Origin of the sequence: Providencia sp. PROV141 (assembly GCF_028481645.1) — a bacterium.
GTDB classification, from domain to species: Bacteria; Pseudomonadota; Gammaproteobacteria; order Enterobacterales; family Enterobacteriaceae; genus Providencia; species Providencia rettgeri.
This window is the reverse complement of record NZ_JAMPPR010000008.1, coordinates 248379-266268: the sequence shown is the minus strand read 5'-3', so window position 1 is coordinate 266268 and position 17890 is coordinate 248379. Positions and strand designations below refer to the sequence as shown.

At 39.2% G+C, this 17890-nt stretch carries 12 protein-coding genes, 1 pseudogene and 1 other annotated feature; of the genes and pseudogenes, 4 read left to right on the top strand and 9 right to left on the bottom strand.

The window, feature by feature from the left end; all coding sequences use genetic code 11:
* Nucleotides 1-225: 225 nt before the first annotated feature.
* The 6 genes and pseudogenes from PSF09_RS07605 to PSF09_RS07575 form a co-directional block, all read right to left on the bottom strand.
* Nucleotides 226-2379, bottom strand: a complete 2154-nt coding sequence (locus tag PSF09_RS07605) for a two-partner secretion domain-containing protein (protein ID WP_272683703.1) — start codon at nucleotides 2377-2379, stop codon at nucleotides 226-228.
* Between the two features lie 489 nt (nucleotides 2380-2868).
* Nucleotides 2869-3675 (bottom strand): tryptophan synthase subunit alpha, encoded by an 807-nt coding sequence (gene trpA / locus PSF09_RS07600; protein WP_272683702.1) that lies wholly within the window; start codon nucleotides 3673-3675, stop codon nucleotides 2869-2871.
* Nucleotides 3675-4865 carry a tryptophan synthase subunit beta gene (gene trpB / locus PSF09_RS07595; RefSeq protein ID WP_272664829.1) on the bottom strand — a complete coding sequence of 397 codons (1191 nt, stop codon included), beginning with the start codon at nucleotides 4863-4865 and terminating at the stop codon, nucleotides 3675-3677. Before trpB ends, trpA begins: the two co-directional genes overlap by 1 nt.
* A 63-nt stretch (nucleotides 4866-4928) precedes the next feature.
* Nucleotides 4929-6305, bottom strand: coding sequence for a bifunctional indole-3-glycerol-phosphate synthase TrpC/phosphoribosylanthranilate isomerase TrpF (gene trpCF, locus PSF09_RS07590; protein WP_272683701.1), 1377 nt, complete (start codon nucleotides 6303-6305; stop codon nucleotides 4929-4931).
* Between the two features lies 1 nt (nucleotide 6306).
* Nucleotides 6307-7941: pseudogene (trpD, locus tag PSF09_RS20435) on the bottom strand (bifunctional anthranilate synthase glutamate amidotransferase component TrpG/anthranilate phosphoribosyltransferase TrpD).
* A complete protein-coding gene (locus tag PSF09_RS07575) occupies nucleotides 7941-9515 on the bottom strand; it encodes an anthranilate synthase component 1 (protein WP_210839744.1) in 1575 nt (524 codons plus the stop codon). Before PSF09_RS07575 ends, trpD begins: the two are co-directional and overlap by 1 nt.
* A 26-nt stretch (nucleotides 9516-9541) precedes the next feature.
* Nucleotides 9542-9643, bottom strand: a sequence feature (Trp leader region).
* 139 nt (nucleotides 9644-9782) lie between these two features.
* Here PSF09_RS07575 and rnm point away from each other — a divergent pair.
* From rnm to aphA, 4 genes are all read left to right on the top strand, one after another.
* Entirely contained in the window at nucleotides 9783-10679 is an 897-nt protein-coding gene (gene rnm / locus PSF09_RS07570; RefSeq protein WP_272683700.1) for an RNase RNM, read from the top strand.
* Between the two features lie 150 nt (nucleotides 10680-10829).
* On the top strand, nucleotides 10830-11450 hold the full coding sequence (locus PSF09_RS07565; RefSeq protein ID WP_004911068.1) for an L-threonylcarbamoyladenylate synthase: 621 nt from the start codon (nucleotides 10830-10832) through the stop codon (nucleotides 11448-11450).
* Between the two features lie 202 nt (nucleotides 11451-11652).
* Nucleotides 11653-12570 carry a 23S rRNA pseudouridine(2605) synthase RluB gene (gene rluB, locus PSF09_RS07560; protein WP_210839740.1) on the top strand — a complete coding sequence of 306 codons (918 nt, stop codon included), beginning with the start codon at nucleotides 11653-11655 and terminating at the stop codon, nucleotides 12568-12570.
* A gap of 368 nt (nucleotides 12571-12938) precedes the next feature.
* Complete coding sequence (gene aphA, locus PSF09_RS07555) at nucleotides 12939-13652, top strand: acid phosphatase AphA (RefSeq protein ID WP_004911059.1); 714 nt, start codon at nucleotides 12939-12941, stop codon at nucleotides 13650-13652.
* Between the two features lie 68 nt (nucleotides 13653-13720).
* Here aphA and PSF09_RS07550 read toward each other — a convergent pair whose 3' ends face one another.
* From PSF09_RS07550 to PSF09_RS07540, 3 genes are all read right to left on the bottom strand, one after another.
* Nucleotides 13721-15868: a two-partner secretion domain-containing protein gene (locus PSF09_RS07550; RefSeq protein ID WP_272664835.1), complete on the bottom strand. Its 2148-nt coding sequence runs from the start codon at nucleotides 15866-15868 to the stop codon at nucleotides 13721-13723.
* A 543-nt stretch (nucleotides 15869-16411) separates the two neighbouring features.
* The gene (gene cobO, locus PSF09_RS07545; RefSeq protein WP_210838672.1) at nucleotides 16412-17002 is read right to left on the bottom strand and encodes a cob(I)yrinic acid a,c-diamide adenosyltransferase; all 591 of its coding nucleotides are present in this window, start codon (nucleotides 17000-17002) and stop codon (nucleotides 16412-16414) included.
* 5 nt (nucleotides 17003-17007) lie between these two features.
* Nucleotides 17008-17772: a YciK family oxidoreductase gene (locus tag PSF09_RS07540; protein ID WP_272683699.1), complete on the bottom strand. Its 765-nt coding sequence runs from the start codon at nucleotides 17770-17772 to the stop codon at nucleotides 17008-17010.
* Nucleotides 17773-17890 lie beyond the last annotated feature (118 nt).

Genomic DNA, 17890 nt, shown 5'->3' with positions numbered 1-17890 from the left:
TTTTATTTATCCCCAATAAAATCAATGGGTAATGAATACTCTATATTAGATTAAATAGGTTTTTTTACTTAGGCTTGGAACGATTCTATTTACTGTTAATATGAGTAATAATTAGAGGGGCTTAAGGGACATTTATGGTGCTAAAATAATTTTATTTATTATATTGTTAATACTCTGGCTTGGAGTAAATAATAAGGAGGCAAATAGCCTCCTTGTTTTACCTAATTAGTAATAATTAGGTGTATTTAAAATAATCATTGAACCTAGAATTTGTCCATAAGGGCTATTATAAATTACAGGACTGGTAATTTTAGTCGTTCCCATTGAACTTAAACGACCATTATTATTATCTACACGAGTAAAGGCATCGATAGTTAAATCTTTACCAGCGTCAACAGTACCAGAGTAAGTATTATTTAACTTATTTACATCTAATGTGACATTATTTGCACCTTGGATTTTACCATAACGGTTATCTAGGTCATTTCTTAATTTTATATCAATGTTACCTTTGGTTGGCGCTTTTTGTGCTTGGTTAGCAGCAATAACACCCGAGTAGTTATTCAAGCTGTCGGCTTTGATGGTCACTGAACCATCTTTTGCATAGATCCCACCTGTTTGGCCAGCAACACCAAATTTACTCGCGTAACTATTAAACCCGCTGGCGTAGCTATTATCAGCACTTGTTGCATTAATAACCACATTTGAATCTGCAGTGATTAAGCCTCTCCCATTACCTAAATGGGTGGTTTTAATGTCTAAATTATTTGCTTTGATAAATCCATACTGATTATTAAGAGAATAAATATCAAATTTTGATTTGCCCGCACCAGAAACGAGTGAACCTTGGTTGTAAATGATGTTAGCTTTGATATTCAATGCCTTTCCACTATCGATTGCAGCATAACCGTTATTTATTAGGTTACTTGATAGGGTGATATTGGTCTGTCCATTAGTGGATTTAATCAGTGAGTTATTGTTTTGTAACGTAACAGAATCGATATCGATTTTTCTTTTAGCTAGAATCTGCGAGCTATTATCATTCGCGACAGTATTACGGGCATTTATTGTGATATCACGGCCTGATAACGTAGAGTTATTATTTGCAAGTGTTGTCGTATCAATTGATAAATCACCGCCTGCTCGAATTCCTCGTTCGTCTACATTAATGACGTTATTACGTAGGGTATAGTTATTATCAATCTTACCTGTCGCACGAATTGCAATATTTCCACGATTAGTTTTAATTGAACCGTTAGTGTTAACAATATTTGCAGTCGCGATGTTCATGTCTTGCTGAGCATGAATAATACCACTTCGGTTATCAACACTCGTAGCTGAAGCCAGTTTGAGATTGCCACCATTAGACTTAATCTGTCCATTCACATTACTCAGAACTGAGTTTTGTGCATTAATATCAACATCACCATTCGCTACAATAGTCGCTGTATTATATAACCCATTGGATTTTATATTGATATTACCATTTGCATTCATTTTTCCAACTTGGTTATACACTAAGCCAGTTGAGTCAATGTTAATTCCACCAGTTCCCGCAATTAAGTTTCCGTTATTAGAAACACCAGTTCCACTTTCCGTGGAAACTAGCGTAATTTTATCGGCATACATCCCCCCCATAGCCGCGACATCAACACCAATTCGCGTGGCAGACCCAACGCCTTGTACCTTAGTAATGTAATTACCTTTTGCATCAACAAAGTTATTGCCTGCTACAACATTAATTTCTTTGGCGTGAATGTCTCCACGGATCACTGCAGAGCGAGCGATAATATCAGTAGGGGAATCTGACTGTAAGCGGCTATTAATAATAATCTGACCTTTTTCAACGTTATAGCCAAGAACTTCACCACCAGCAACAATTGGCTTACCTGTTGTTAAAGTCACCCGATCGGTATTAATAAAACCACAGTTATTACATGTGATGCCTGATGCGTTAGCAACAATAACTTGCGCTTTATCACCAGCGACTTCAATCATACCGCCTAAAGTACTTGCTTTATTTGAATTAACTTCATTTAAAATAACTTTTGCAGGGCCATTACCATTATTTAAATTTAAGTTGCCATTAATTTGTCCCCCTAAAGTGGTATTCGTGTTGGTTGTACTGTTATTTAAAATACCCCCTTTTTGGTCAACATCAAATTGGCTATAAATGTTGTGTGAAACACCTTTGTCACTTGCGCCTTTAATATGAACGATAGTAGGACCATTACTTTGATTTATTACGCCAGCACCATTGGTATTAACAACTGCACCGTGAGCAATAGATATCGATCCTAAAATAACAGACACACTTAAAAAGAGTGGCTTAACTCTCATCATAGGATGAGTGATAGAATGATTGGTAGAAAGTTTCATAAATATCCCTAAAATAGACTATAGATAAAATTAAAAATAGCTAATTAAAATTCCATTAAAGCATAAGGATTATGCGTTATATTAATTTTCATTAAAATTTAATTGTATTTAAGTTGAGTCAAAGAAATATAGGGAGAGTAATACTCCCATATTATACTATAAATAGTGTTTTATATATTTAGCGCGTAAAATGATAATATAATCAAATGGTAACACTTACTCCGCTACAGACATGATAAGAGGAAATACTAGTGTAATAACACGTATCTGTTAATTTTAATATTGGTGGTTTATATTAATAAATATTATGATTAGTTATTTTGAACTATTTGAGGAATTTTAAACTGAAAAATACTGAATATATTTAAATAATATTTCTAAAAATAACGTTAAAAGGATTAAAAATCGCCCAGACAAAATTTAATTATATGATTTAAGTAATCAAGCCAATAAACTTAAGTATGACTTGATTACTATTTATTGTTTAGCCTATTTCTGTGTTGCTGCTTTCATTTTTGCAACAAACTCAGTTAATGATGTAAGCATAACATTAGGGCGATTTAAGTTGTTTTCGATGATTTTAACCACGGCTGAACCAGAAATTGCACCTGCTGCACCATTTTTAATCGCTTCTTTGACTTGCTCAGGTTCAGATATCCCAAAACCTTGTAGGGCAGGAGCCGCGTTATACTGATTTAATTGACTCAATAAATGAGCTAATGGCGTTTCAGCGCGTTTTTCTGTGCCTGTTACGCCTGCACGTGATAACAAATAAGTATAACCTTGGCTATATTTCCCAATTTGTTGCAGTAATTCATCATTGGCATTGGGTGGGCAAATAAAAATAGGAGCAATGTTGTGTGCCAATGCAGCTTCACGAAATGGTTGTGATTCGGACATCGGGACATCTGCAACTAATACGGAATCAACACCTGCTTTTTCGCAGCGAATATAAAAATTTTCAATACCATTGGTAAAGACTAAATTTGCATACACTAATAAGCCAATCGGAATAGTAGGGTGTTTTTCTCTAATACGACTTAGTAACTCGAAACAAATTGTCGGGGTGATTTCACTTTTAAATGCGCGTAAATTCGCATTTTGGATAGTCGGGCCATCGGCCAATGGGTCAGAAAATGGAATACCAATTTCTAATGCATCAGCGCCACCAGCAATTAAGGCATCAACAATGTTCAATGATAATTCAGCATCAGGGTCACCTAATGTGACAAATGGAACAAATGCCCCTTGGTTATCGTGAGTTAAACGTTTAAAAAGTTGGGTATAACGTTCCATTAAATTTCTCCTCTGCTGGCTAAAATATCATGCACTGTAAAAATATCTTTATCACCACGGCCAGACAAATTGACGATTAATAATTGTTCTTTATTGGGTTCTTGCTCTGCCATTTTTAATGCATAAGCGAGGGCATGAGAAGATTCTAATGCTGGAATAATCCCTTCTTTACGTGATAACAATTTAAAAGCATTCAAGGCTTCGTCATCGGTAATTGAAACATATTCTGCGCGACCAATACTATTTAAGTGAGCATGTTGAGGCCCGACAGAAGGAAAATCTAATCCTGCAGAGATGGAATATGACTCTTCAATTTGGCCTTCACTGGTTTGCATCATCGGTGATTTCATACCGAAATAAATTCCAACACGACCATGCTTTAATGGCGCACCATGTTGGCCTGATTCAATACCTAACCCAGCAGGTTCAACACCAATTAGTTTCACATTTTCTTCTGGAATAAAAGAGGCAAATAAACCGATTGCATTTGAACCACCACCAATACAGGCAACGACAGCATCGGGTAAACGACCTTCTTTTTCAAGAACTTGTTGTTTGGCTTCATCACCAATCATACGTTGGAATTCACGTACAATTGTTGGATAAGGATGTGGACCCGCCGCAGTTCCTAATAAATAGTGGGCTTTATCATAACTGCCAGACCAGTCCCTTAATGCTTCATTACACGCGTCTTTCAAGGTTGCCGAACCGCTATGAACAGGAATAACTTCAGCACCCATTAATTTCATACGAAATACATTGGGAGACTGTCGTTCAACATCTTTAGCGCCCATATAGATACGGCATTTCATATTCAATAATGCGCAAGCCAGTGCGGTAGCAACTCCATGTTGCCCAGCACCTGTTTCTGCAATAATTTCGTTTTTTCCCATTCGCTTAGCCAGTAGCGCTTGGCCTAATACTTGGTTGGTTTTATGTGCGCCGCCGTGCAGTAAATCTTCGCGTTTTAAATAGAGTTTTGTTTTTGTACCGGCAGTTAAGTTTTTACATAATGTTAGTGCAGTAGGGCGACCTGCATAATTTTTTAGTAAGTCGTGAAATTCACGAATAAACTCAGCATCATTCTGTGCGTCGATAAACGCGTCTTCTAATTGATTTAATGCAGGGATCAGAATTTCTGGGACATATTGCCCACCAAACTCGCCAAAATACGGATCTAATTTACTCATGATTTATTGTCCATTTTAACAGTTACATTAATTGGTGTTGGAGTTTTATCTTTTCGTTGTGTATTAGTGAGCCGTTGATTCGGCTAACAACGCTGACAACACCAAATTTATTTTTTGTTCACTTTTTATACCAGGTTCAATTTCAACCCCTGAATTAAAGTCTAATCCGTTGCACAGTAACTTTGCAGCGTCTAGGCAGTTATCAGGCGTAAGTCCCCCCGCAATCATTATTTTTTGTGAGGCAGATGAAGGGATTTCTGACCAATTGAAGGTTTTACCTGTGCCACCTTGTCCGTTATCCAGTAGTAACACATCAATGTCTTGTGTGTCATAGTCATTTAAAGTTGTTCTTGACATATCAAGCGCTTTCCAAACTTCACAGTAGTTTGGTAAAAATGTTTTTAACATATTGATATAAGAAGGATCTTCTTCACCATGTAGTTGCACCGCAGATAACGCAAGCTGTTTGGCAATATGGGCAACAAAATCGGCGGACTGATTGCGAAAAACACCGACATATTTTAACGGCGCAGCATGGATGATAGTTTGCGCCTGTGACAACGTCACTTTTCTCGGGGAGGTTTCAGCAAAAATTAATCCACCGTAGTGTGCTCCTGCTTTAAATGCAGCTTTTGCATCTTGTTCGCGGGTTAAACCACAGACTTTATGTTCCCCAACTAACAGGCTGCGAATGGCTTTATCTAAGTCAGCTTGCTCCATTAGTGCACTACCAATTAAAAAACCATTTGCAAACTGTCTCAGTGACTGAATATGTTGATGTTGATGAATGCCTGACTCGCTGATCACTATCGTTTCTTCTGCTAAGCGAGGCGCGAGCTCACGAGTCCGATTTAAATCAATAGAAAGGTCGCGTAAATCTCGGTTATTGATGCCAACCACTTTGGCTTTTAACCGAATTGCTCGCTCTAATTCTTCTTCATTGCTGACTTCCGTTAATATCCCCATACTCAGTTGATGAGCAACTTCAGCCAACGCGATATATTCATCATCATTTAAGACAGATAACATCAATAAAATGGCATCCGCTTGGTAGTAACGTGCAAGGTAGATTTGGTATGGGTCAATGATAAAATCTTTGCATAATACAGGTTGCTTTACGGTGTTACTGACTATCGTTAAGTAATCCATATTACCTTGAAAATATTTTTCATCAGTGAGAACGGAAATAGCACTCGCATATGGTGCATATGTCTTGGCTATCATTGCAGGGTCGAAGTCAGCACGGATCAAGCCCTTTGAAGGAGACGCTTTTTTGCACTCCAAAATAAAAACAGGGCGTTTGGCGCTTAGTGCGTTATAGAAACTACGCTGGCTAGGCTGAACCTCAGCAATAAAGCTTTCTAACGGTTGCTGGGCTTTGCGTTCAATTAAATAGTCAACTTTATCATCAACAATTTTTTGTAAGACTGTCGCTTTCATTTTATTGGTTCCTTGCCGCGAGTGCTGTAACGCGGTCAAATGCTTTACCGCTACGAATAATTGCAAGTGCGTGTTCGCTGTTTTGTTTTAAATCTTCATGGCCATTAATACGCATCAGCATGGCAACATTGGCCGCTACAGCCGCTTCGTGAGCCGCTTGGCCATGGCCTTGAAGTAAATGGCTAAGCAATACGCGGTTTTCATCAGGTGTACCGCCTTCTAAGTCGCGTAATTGATATGGCGCCAGTCCAAAATCATCAGCAGTTAATTGATAATGTTGTACTTTGCCATCTTTTAATTCAGCAACTTGAGTGACCGCATGTAATGAAACTTCATCCATCCCCCCACTGTGTACCACAGCTGCACGGGTAAAACCAAGCATCTGCAGTGTTTCAGATACCGGTTTTACCAATGATTCTTGGTAAACACCGATAAGGGCAATCGGTGGGCGAGCCGGATTAATTAATGGCCCCAATACATTAAATAACGTTCGAGTTTTTAGTTGTGTACGTACAGGGGCGGCATGGCGAAACCCACTGTGGTACTGCGGTGCAAATAAAAAACAAACACCAAGCTCATCTAATGCGTCACGAGCACTTTGCGCACTGAGGTCTAAGGCGATACCAAAGGCGGCAAGTAAATCCGAAGAACCTGAACGGCTCGAAACACTGCGATTACCGTGTTTAGCCACTTTAATCCCACATTCAGCAGCAACGAATGCGCTTGCTGTGGAAATATTGATACTATTTGCACCATCTCCCCCGGTGCCAACGATGTCGCTGAATGGGTAGTCAGGGCGGGGAAATGGCTGTGCATTCTCCAAACAAGCCAACGCGGCTCCAGCAATTTCTTGTGGTTGTTCACCTCGCATTTTCATACTGATTAACACAGCAGCTAATTGAGGTTCTGTTAATTCGCCTTGAATAATGGCATTAAACAAGTACTGGCTTTCTTGTTGAGTCAGTGGTTGCGCTTTAAATAACTTATCATAAATATTTTGCATAATTGGCTCTTTAGTATTCCGTTAGTGCGAATGAGTAGGTTCGGTTGCATTGGGAGTAGAAAGAGCCCATGCCACAGTGTTTTCTAGCAACTGTTTACCTTGCGTTGTTAAAATGGATTCGGGATGAAATTGGAATCCACAAACTCTATCGCTATCATTACGTACAGCCATGACCATGCCATTTGATTGGGCACAAATGGTTAAGCTTTCCGGAATTTGGCTACCAACAAGAGAGTGGTAACGCGCCACTGATATTGGGTTTTCAAGATGATTAAACATAGCTAAACCATCATGTGTGGCAATCGAAGATTTACCATGCAAAATTTCACCTGCTGCTGAAACCGTTCCGCCATAAGCTTCAACGATGGCTTGGTGACCTAAGCAAATACCAATAACAGGGATTTTGCCTTTTACTCGCATTAATACTTCTGGCATTGAACCTGCTTCGCTTGGTTTACCGGGGCCGGGTGATAAGACTAATATCGGTGAAATCATTTGATTTAATACAGATAAAATATGTTCTACATTGACTGTATTGCGATAAATAACCACGTTATGGCCACCTGCACGCAGTTGGTCTACTAGGTTATAAGTAAAGGAGTCAACGTTATCGAGTAGTAAAATGTTCGCCATTAGAATAACTCCTTAACTTGATGTGCTTGGGCAATTGCACGGATCACTGCACGTGCCTTATTACGGGTTTCATCGGCTTCAGCTTGAGGTACGGAATCTAGAACGACACCACCTCCCGCTTGTACAGTGGCAATGCCATTTTCTACGTATGCAGAACGGATAACGATGCAGGTATCAAAATCACCATTTCCTTGGAAATACCCTACAGCTCCCCCGTATGAACCTCGGCGCTCTTGCTCATATTGGGCAATCAGTTGCATGGCTTTTACCTTTGGTGCACCCGTTAAAGTCCCCATATTCATGCAAGCTTGGTATGCATGAAAAACATCTAAATCTTGGCGCAATGTTCCCACAACATGAGAAACTAAGTGCATCACGAAAGAGTAGCGGTCAACCTTAGTTAGGTTGGCAACATAACGGCTACCCGCTTCACAAATACGGGCTAAATCGTTGCGCGCTAAGTCAACTAGCATGATGTGTTCAGCGAGTTCTTTTTCATCTGAGCGCATGGAAAGTTCAATTCGGCTGTCTAAGTCGAGATCTAATTCACCCTGTGCGTTACGGCCACGAGGGCGGGTCCCCGCGATTGGATAAATTTCCACTTTACGATTTGCTGTTGCATATTTGAGTGCGCTTTCAGGCGACGCACCAAAGAGAGTGAATGCTTCATCTTGCATGTAGAACATATAAGGGCTTGGGTTTTGTGCTTTGAGCTTTTGATATGCAATTAAAGGATGTGAGCACGGCATCGTAAATTTACGAGAAGGCACAACCTGAAAAATATCACCACGGTATATGGCTTCTTTTAATGAGGTGACAATTTCCCCATATTGCTGGTCATTTTTGTTTATCGAAACCGCAAAATCAGGTGCTGTTGCTAAAGGAAGTGCGGGTAAGAATGGGCGGCACGAAGCGATAATTTGTGCGTGACGTTGTGTCACCGTTTCAGCATCTTGCGCATTTTGCGTAAATAGGCAACTTTTGAGCCGAGCAGCCTGATTTTGGTGGTCGATCACTAAATAATGTTCAGCCACAAAAAAACAATAGTCAGGGCAGTGATTAACGGTATTCACATTGGGTAAATCTTCAAAACTGGCGACTAAATCATAAGCAAACAAACCACCCACAAACAGGTTTTCAGGTTTTGTTGAATAGGCTTGCGCGAGAGCCGGCAGAGCACGTAAAACGTCTAAACAAGATGCGGCCTTCAGACGACTGTCTTCGTCTAAATCTTTTGCCGGCGAGCTGAACGTTACCGTTAAGCTATTTTCTTGCATGCTATGATGTGTGATTAAATGGGTTAACTGTGCTAACAGCTTTGGTAATAATGCTTGGCCATTTGGCGTCAACGCTTCTATTTCAACTTGTTGACCAAAAGCACGAATACGTAGCGCGCTGTTGACAACCAGCAAGCTTTGTAAGTTGGCCTTATTATTAATTTCAGCAGATTCCAACAACATTGTTGATGGAACTTGATGGCACAGATGATTAAATAATAATGTAGGATCAGGCTGATAATTAATTGGGCTATCCAGATACTTAAAATGTGCTAATGTGGTGTTTTGTTCGTTCATTATGTTGCCTTACGCTAATTTTTGACATAAAAAAACCCGCCGATGAAGGGCGGGTTTGGCACTGAGACATACAATAACTATGCGTGTGCGGCTTCCGCCCAATTTGGGAAGTCACGCCACCAACGATTTGATAAGTTAAATAAATTCATTGTATGCCTCACTGGATAAACTGATGATTTTTAGCCTTAGCCATCTTGCGTACTAGTTAACTGGATCGCGTTGTTTATGTCAAGAACTTTGTTACTTTATTAGGAAATATAGTTGTACATGGAAATTAGAGAAGATATCAATTTGTCGACTGCCTCGCCGCCATTAGTGACTCGCTACGACTTACATAGCCATACAAATGCTTCGGATGGTGATCTTACTCCAGCAGAGTTAATCGAACGTGCGATTGAAAAAGGGGTTAATATTTTAGCGATCACCGATCACGATACCTGTGAAGGTGTATTTGAGGCTCGTCGCTATCTTACTGAAAATGAAAGGCCAATTGAGTTAGTCAATGGTGTTGAAATTTCGACACTGTGGGAAAACATTGAAATACATATTGTGGGGTTAAATTTTTCGCCTTCACACCCCGCTATGGCTCAATTGTTGAAAGCACAATCTGAACGTCGCTTCGAGCGTGGTATTGAGATGGGCAGGCGATTACAAAAATCGGGGATTGATGACGCATGGGAAAATGCGCAACATATTTCTGGTGGTGGGCAGGTAACGCGGGCTCATTTTGCACAGTATATTGTGAAAATAGGTAAAGAAAAAACCATTAATAACGTATTTAAGCGTTATTTATCAAAAGGAAAAATAGGATACGTTCCTGCGAAGTGGTGCTCAATTAAGGATTCTATCGACGCAATCCATGCGGCCGGTGGTATTGCGGTATTAGCTCATCCTGCGAAATATCAATTATCCAATAAATGGTTAAAACGGTTGGTTGCGTATTTTAAACAGTGTGAAGGTGATGCCATGGAAGTTTCTCATTGCCAGCAGCCGCCACATGAAAAGCAGTATTTAGCAGAATTAGCCAATAATGCAAATTTACATACATCGGTGGGTTCAGATTTTCATCGGCCATGTTCTTGGATAGAGCTTGGCCGAAATTTATGGTTACCTAATGATGATCATGCAGTCTGGACGCTTTGGAATGCGGTAAAAAGCAGCTAATTAATTGATGTATTAATAATGCGGTGTAAAATAATTATTATAAGTGATGATTTATTTCTGAGTAGGTCATCTCATGGAATTAAGAGATAGTAGCATTTATAGGTATTTTTGCCGGGTGATGCTGTCGATACCCAAAAATTAGAGGTATGTATGAGCCAGTTTTTTTATGTCCATCCGGATAATCCTCAAGCAAGACTTATTAGCCAGAGTGTTGAAATTCTAAATAAAGGCGGTGTCATTGTTTACCCTACGGATTCAGGGTACGCCATTGGATGTCGTTTAGAAGAAAAAGATGCTTTGCAACGTATTTGTCGTATCCGTCAGCTTGATGCTAACCATAATTTCACTTTAATGTGTCGAGATCTCTCTGAGCTATCGAATTACGCGCATGTTGATAACACCGTTTTCCGTTTAATAAAAAACAATACGCCAGGTAATTACACCTTTATTTTACGGGCAACGAAAGAAGTTCCACGGCGTTTAATGAATGAAAAACGTAAAACCATTGGCTTACGTGTGCCATCAAACCCGATTGCTCGAGATTTACTCGAAGCTGTTGGTGAACCTTTGATGTCAACGAGTTTGATTATGCCTGGTGATGATTTCACTCAATCAGATCCTGAAGAAATTCGCGACTTACTTGATAAACAAGTCGATTTAGTCATACACGGTGGTTATATCGGGCAAAAACCAACAACTGTGATTGACTTTACTGATGATACACCTGTTGTGGCACGTGTCGGAACAGGGGACCCAACGCCTTTTGAATAAATGCAAATACCTAAAAGCCTAAGATTTAGCGCAAAATTAAATAAAATCGTATTGAAAGTGCGATATTCAGATAAGTTATAGGGGTTCAGGACAAACCTGTGTATAATGCGCGGGTTTTCAAATTCATTACTTTTTGGTACGGCAACAAGATGACGCGCCAAAAAGATATTTGACGCCTGTGAAGGCGACAGCAGAGGGTTACATGAGCGTAAAACCGCAAAAAACTGAAAAATTACAGAAAATCCTTGCTCGTTCAGGGCATGGTTCTCGTCGAGAAATCGAAACATTCCTGCAAGCGGGTCGTATTAGTGTTGATGGCAAAATTGCGACACTCGGAGACCGTGTTGAAGTCACACCTGCAACAAAAATTCGTTTAGATGGTCGTTTATTAGCTACCAAAGAACCTGAAAAGGAAATTTGCCGTGTAATGGCTTATTACAAGCCAGAAGGTGAATTATGTACACGCCATGATCCAGAAGGGCGCCCAACTGTTTTTAACCGTTTACCACGTTTAACGGGAGCGCGATGGATTGCTGTTGGCCGCTTAGATGTTAACACCAGCGGTTTATTGTTATTTACGACTGATGGTGAGCTAGCTAATCGTTTAATGCACCCAAGCCGTGAAGTTGAGCGTGAATATGCTGTACGTGTGTTTGGTGAAATCAATGAAGCAAAAATTCGTCAATTAACACAAGGCGTACAGTTGGAAGATGGTCCAGCTTCTTTTAAAACGGTTTCTTACCGTGGCGGAGAAGGGATGAATCAATGGTTTAACGTCACTTTAACTGAAGGGCGTAACCGCGAGGTCCGTCGCCTTTGGGAATCGGTTGGTGTTCAAGTAAGCCGTTTAATCCGTGTGCGTTATGGTGATATTGATTTACCAAAAGGTTTACCACGTGGAGGATGGACGGAATTGGGTTTAGAACAAACCAATTATCTCCGTGAGCTGGTCGAATTACCAGTAGAAACTGAAAGCAAAGTTGCCGTTGAGCGTGACCAACGTCGTATTAAAGCAAACCAAATTCGCCGTGCGGTAAAACGCCATACGCAAGTTGCATCACGTCCTGCATCAAAACGTCAATCTTCAAGACCAACGGCGAAACGTCGTACTCGCATCTAGATTAATTGCAATTCTCGAATAGTAAAAAAGCTGAGGCTCCACCCTCAGCTTTTTTTGATGTATGGAAGTGATTCTCATATATCAACGTAATGATTTTATTGAATATAACCTTGTTAATAATAAGAAAATTAATGTTCTAGTTCACATTATTATGAAAGCTATCAGTAAGAGATGATATTTATGAGATATCCATCTCATTTTAATGTAATTAAAAGTCTTAGTATGACCCTTCTTGTGGGATGTATCTCACAAAATATTGGGTTGCTACTGATAATAAAGACAAATTTACAGATAAACCTATTACTTACCCAGTTTATCCAGATAAATAAAGAATGGTTTAAGTGGATAAACCTGAATAAGGACAAAACATGAAAAAAATAACACTGACTTTGAGTGCGATTGCATTGGCATTAAGTTTTACAGCAACGTCTCAAGCAAAAATTCCAATGCCAGAAACCGTAAGCCCTGGGGTTACCGTTGTTGAACTTGCTCAACAACAGCCTATTCATTGGGTTTCCATCGAACAAATTAAACAAAGCCTAGAAGGCAAAGCGCCAATGGCTGTTGGGTTTGATATCGATGATACGGTGTTATTTTCGAGTCCAGGTTTTTACCGTGGCAAACTAGAGTTCTCACCTAACGATTTTAGCTACCTAAAAAATCAACAATTTTGGGAAAAAATGAATAATGAGTGGGACAAATTCAGTATGCCAAAACAAGTGGGTATTGATTTAGTCAAAATGCACTTAGATCGCGGTGATACTGTCTATTTCATTACAGGCCGTACGAAAACGAAAACAGAAACAGTGACTAAATACGTTCAAGAAGGCTTAGCAATACCTGCAGATAAAATGCAACCTGTTATTTTTGCAGGCGATGAACCAGGGCAAAATAATAAAGTGAGCTGGATGCGTGATCACAAATTAACCATCTATTATGGTGATGCTGATGCAGATATCGCGGCAGCCCATGAGTTAGGTATTCGTGGTGTCCGTATTTTACGTGCAGCTAATTCATCTTATCAACCATTACCAAAGGCAGGGCGTTTTGGTGAAGAGGTGGTGATTAATTCAGAATATTAATTCTGTAATGAGCCATAATAAAAAGGCAGTCATTTAAAAATGACCGCCTTTTTTGAACGTAAACTAGTTTAGTTAGTTACAACAGCATCAATAATCACACGATTACCTGAGATGCTTCCTGTTGTTCCATTAGTGACGATAGGGCTGGTGATCTTAGTGGTATTAGTCGAACGTAAAGCCCCATATTGATTATTAACTCGATTTTTGGAATCAATAGTTAGGTTTTTCCCAGCAGTCACTTTTCCTGCGTAGTTTTCTAATGTGCCGACATCAAGTCTTTGGTTATTAACAGTGGTAATTTGTCCATAATTATTATTGAGTGTCGCTTTGAGCTTAATATCAATATCGTTACGTGCAGCGACATTATTATCTACATTAGCAGTAATTGAACCATACAAGTTACTCAGAGTATCTCCTTTAACTTTAATCGTACCATTATTGGTTTGTAGGCCGCCATTTTGGTCCGTTAGCCCAAATTTGGTATTAACGAGTTTAAAATCACTACTGTAATTGTTGTTCAAATGACTGGTTTCAATCTCAAGACTATTTTCTGCATTAATTAAGCCTGATTGGTTATCAATATTATGGGCTTTGATTGTAAGGTTTTTCCCTTTGATATAACCAGAACGGTTGTTCATTGAATTCGTATTAATGACGGATTTACCGTTATTTGAAATAATCGCACCGGAGTTAATGAGTTGGTTTGTGTTGATATTCATCACGCGGCCACTATGAATGGTGGATGATCCCGCATTGGTGAGTGATACTGATGCATCCAAATCCATACGGCCATTAGCGGCATTTATTTCAGAATTAGATTGCGTCAAGTACATCGTACTGATATCTGTATGGCGTTGTGCAATGATTTTGCTATTGGATGTATTTTCAATACTAGATTGCGCGCTGATCTTGCTATCTCGTCCCGCAGTGATATTGGAATTTTCATTCACAACACGAACGGCATTGATAGTTAAATCACGTCCGGCATTGAACCCTTTTCCTGGGTCATTTGGGTTAGCGAGATTGTCTCGGTTATAAATTGTATTCATAGAATGAACATCTATGTCACCTTTAGTAGATTGAACTATACCATTATCATTTATAAAGGAATCAGAGAGTGTACTGACATTCTGTTGGGCAACAATTGAACCTCGGTTGTTACTCAGTGTTCCTAACGTGGTTAAGTTAATATCATTGTTATAAGAGGTGATAATCCCATTATCATTATTAATCGCCCCAGTACCTGCAACTGCGATATTGACCTGTTTATTACCTGCAATACGACCATTATTCGTAATACCCGCAGCATTAATCTTAATGTCACCAGCTGCATTCATATTGCCATTGGTATTGTTCACTGTTCCTGCTGTATCAATGGAAATAGCGCCATTATGTGTGCCAATATCCCCTAAATTACTTACGCCAACACCTGTTTCAGTGGCAATTAATGAAATTTTATTGGCATACATACCGCCAATTGAAGAAACATCAATCCCGACAATAGGTTTTGTGCCGATTGCAGTAGCAGTGCCCGTCACATTCCCTGCCGAATTGACATGATTGTTTCCAGCTACCACATTGAGACGCTGAGCTTCAACAACGCCATTGATGGCAATAGAACGGGCAATTAAATCTGTTGGCGAATTTGAATCTAATCTTCCATTGACGGCAATTTTACCTTGCTGCACATTATAGTTAGCAATAGAACCATCATTGGCTAACTCTACTTTACCCGTCGTTAACGTTGTGCGGCTGGTATTGATAAAACCACAGTTGTTACATGTAATACCCGAAGCGTTAGCAACAATGACTTGTGCTTTACCGCCTGCGACTTCAACCATGCCATTTAAGGTTGTTGCCGTATTTGAGTTTATTTCATTTAAAATAATTTTTGCTCGCCCACCAGCAACGTTGGTATTTCCACCAATTTTACCACCAATAACCGTATTAGTATTACCTGCGCTGTTATTTAATATCACACCTTTTTGGTCAACATCGAATTGACTATAGGTATTATGGGAAACACCGGCTTGGCTTGGTTTATTAATATAAACGACAGTAGGGCCATTACTTTGATTCAATACGCCTGCACCGTTGGTTGGCGTAATTGCAGCTTGGGCAACGGTGGTTGTACCAACGATTATTGAAACACATAAAAAGAGTGGATTAAATTTTAATGTGGTAAAATTTAAATGAGTATTTAAAACATTTTTCATATATATCCCTTTAAATAAAATAGAAGAATCTAAAATAACTAACAATCCATTATTGCTATTTAATTATGCTTAAATAGCAAATTAAATAAAATTAATAATGTTAACATGGATAAATACATTGTTATTAGTTGATAAATAACCAAAACTGATTAAAAGCGGATTAATATCAGTTGTTTTAAAATAATTTATTATTTATCAAATGGTTAAATTTTTATGTTTTTGTCTAACAAGGAGGATTTTACTGACGTAGCTATACGTATCCAGTTTAATGGAAAAGATGAATAACAACGAATAGCATTAATTATTTTTATGTTTTATTTTAATTGTTATAAATTAATTGTGATATTTGATGTGCTGAAGTTATTAAAAGTAATTTATATTATCTGAAATATTTTTTATTTTTAAACTCACACTAAATTGGTGTGATAAACGAATAAGAATAAATGACTTTTTTATAGATTGACTGATGGAGTAGTTAGATAAAAATAGATTAAAAGTGCAATAATTGAAAAAATCGTATTATTGCACTTTCTTAGTGGTTAATTACCAATCAATCCCTTTTTGAGCTTTAATTCCAACATCAAATGCATGTTTCACTGGGCGCATTTCTGTTACCGTATCAGCTAATTCGATCAAATCTCGGTGGCAACCTCTACCCGTGATCACGACAGACTGATTGGCAGGACGGCTTTGTAATGCTTGAACCACCTCTGCTAATTCGAGGTAATGATAACTCACCATATAAGTGAGCTCATCTAAAATGACTAAATCGTACTGTGGGTCACTTAATAATTGTTTGGCGTACTGCCAAGTTTCCATACAAGCAAGGGTATCGGTCTCTTTATTTTGAGTTTCCCACGTGAAGCCTGTTGACATAACATAGAAGGGAACGCCTTGTGGTTCAAGTAGTTCGCGTTCGCCATTATCCCAACCCCCTTTAATAAATTGAACAACAGCAGCTTTCTTACCATGACCTACTGTACGGCATACAGTTCCAAATGCAGCTGTGGTTTTGCCTTTCCCATTTCCAGTAAAGACAATAACGATCCCTCGTTCAATTTGTGCAGCTTCAATACGCGCATCTACCTTTTCTTTTAGACGCTGTTGACGTTCTTCGTGTCGACTTTGAGACATCGTTTTTACTCCGCAGCACCAGGTTTACGTCCAGGTTGTGCATCATAACTACTCCCCGTTTTACGCAGGCTATCATCACCCATCAAATAGATATATATAGGCATGATATCAGCAGGGGTTTTTAATTTAAGTGGATTTTCATCAGGAAATGCACTTGCTCGCATTGAGGTTCGAGTGCCGCCTGGGTTAATACAATTTACCCGAAGATTGCTCTGCTTATATTCTTCGGCTAGCACTTGCATTAAACCTTCAGTCGCAAATTTGGAGACAGAATAGGCACCCCAACCGGCGCGACCTTGTTTACCTACGCTTGAACTGGTAAAAATTAACGAGGCATTAGGTGCTTTGAGTAATAGAGGAAGTAAAGCTTGAGTTAGCATAAACGTGGCATTGACATTGACTTGCATGACATCATGCCATAGGTCGCTGGGTTGCTCAGAGATAGGGGCAACGACACCAAGTATTCCTGCATTGTGTAATACGCCATCTAAATAAGGAGTTATGGAGGCGATTTGTGTGGCAAGCGTATGACAGTCATCAATAGTTGCAGTTAATAAGTCTAATATAAAGCAAGGTGAATTATTTCCACCTAAAGCGGCAATTTCATCACTAATTGATTGTAATTTATGCTGTGTTCTACCAACAAGGATAAGGGATGCACCATAGCGCGCGTAAGTGAGAGCGGCTTCACGGCCAATGCCATCACCGGCACCGGTTACAAGAATCGTTTTACCTTTCAATAGGTCTTGTCTAGGTTGATATTGGAGCATATTCTTTCCTACTATTGTGATTAGCATGTACGGTTATCATCGCACTGATTGTGATAATTGGCTAATCTAACATAGTTATTAACGAAGTTTGTGTGCTAACTCTGTTTTTTTCTGGTTG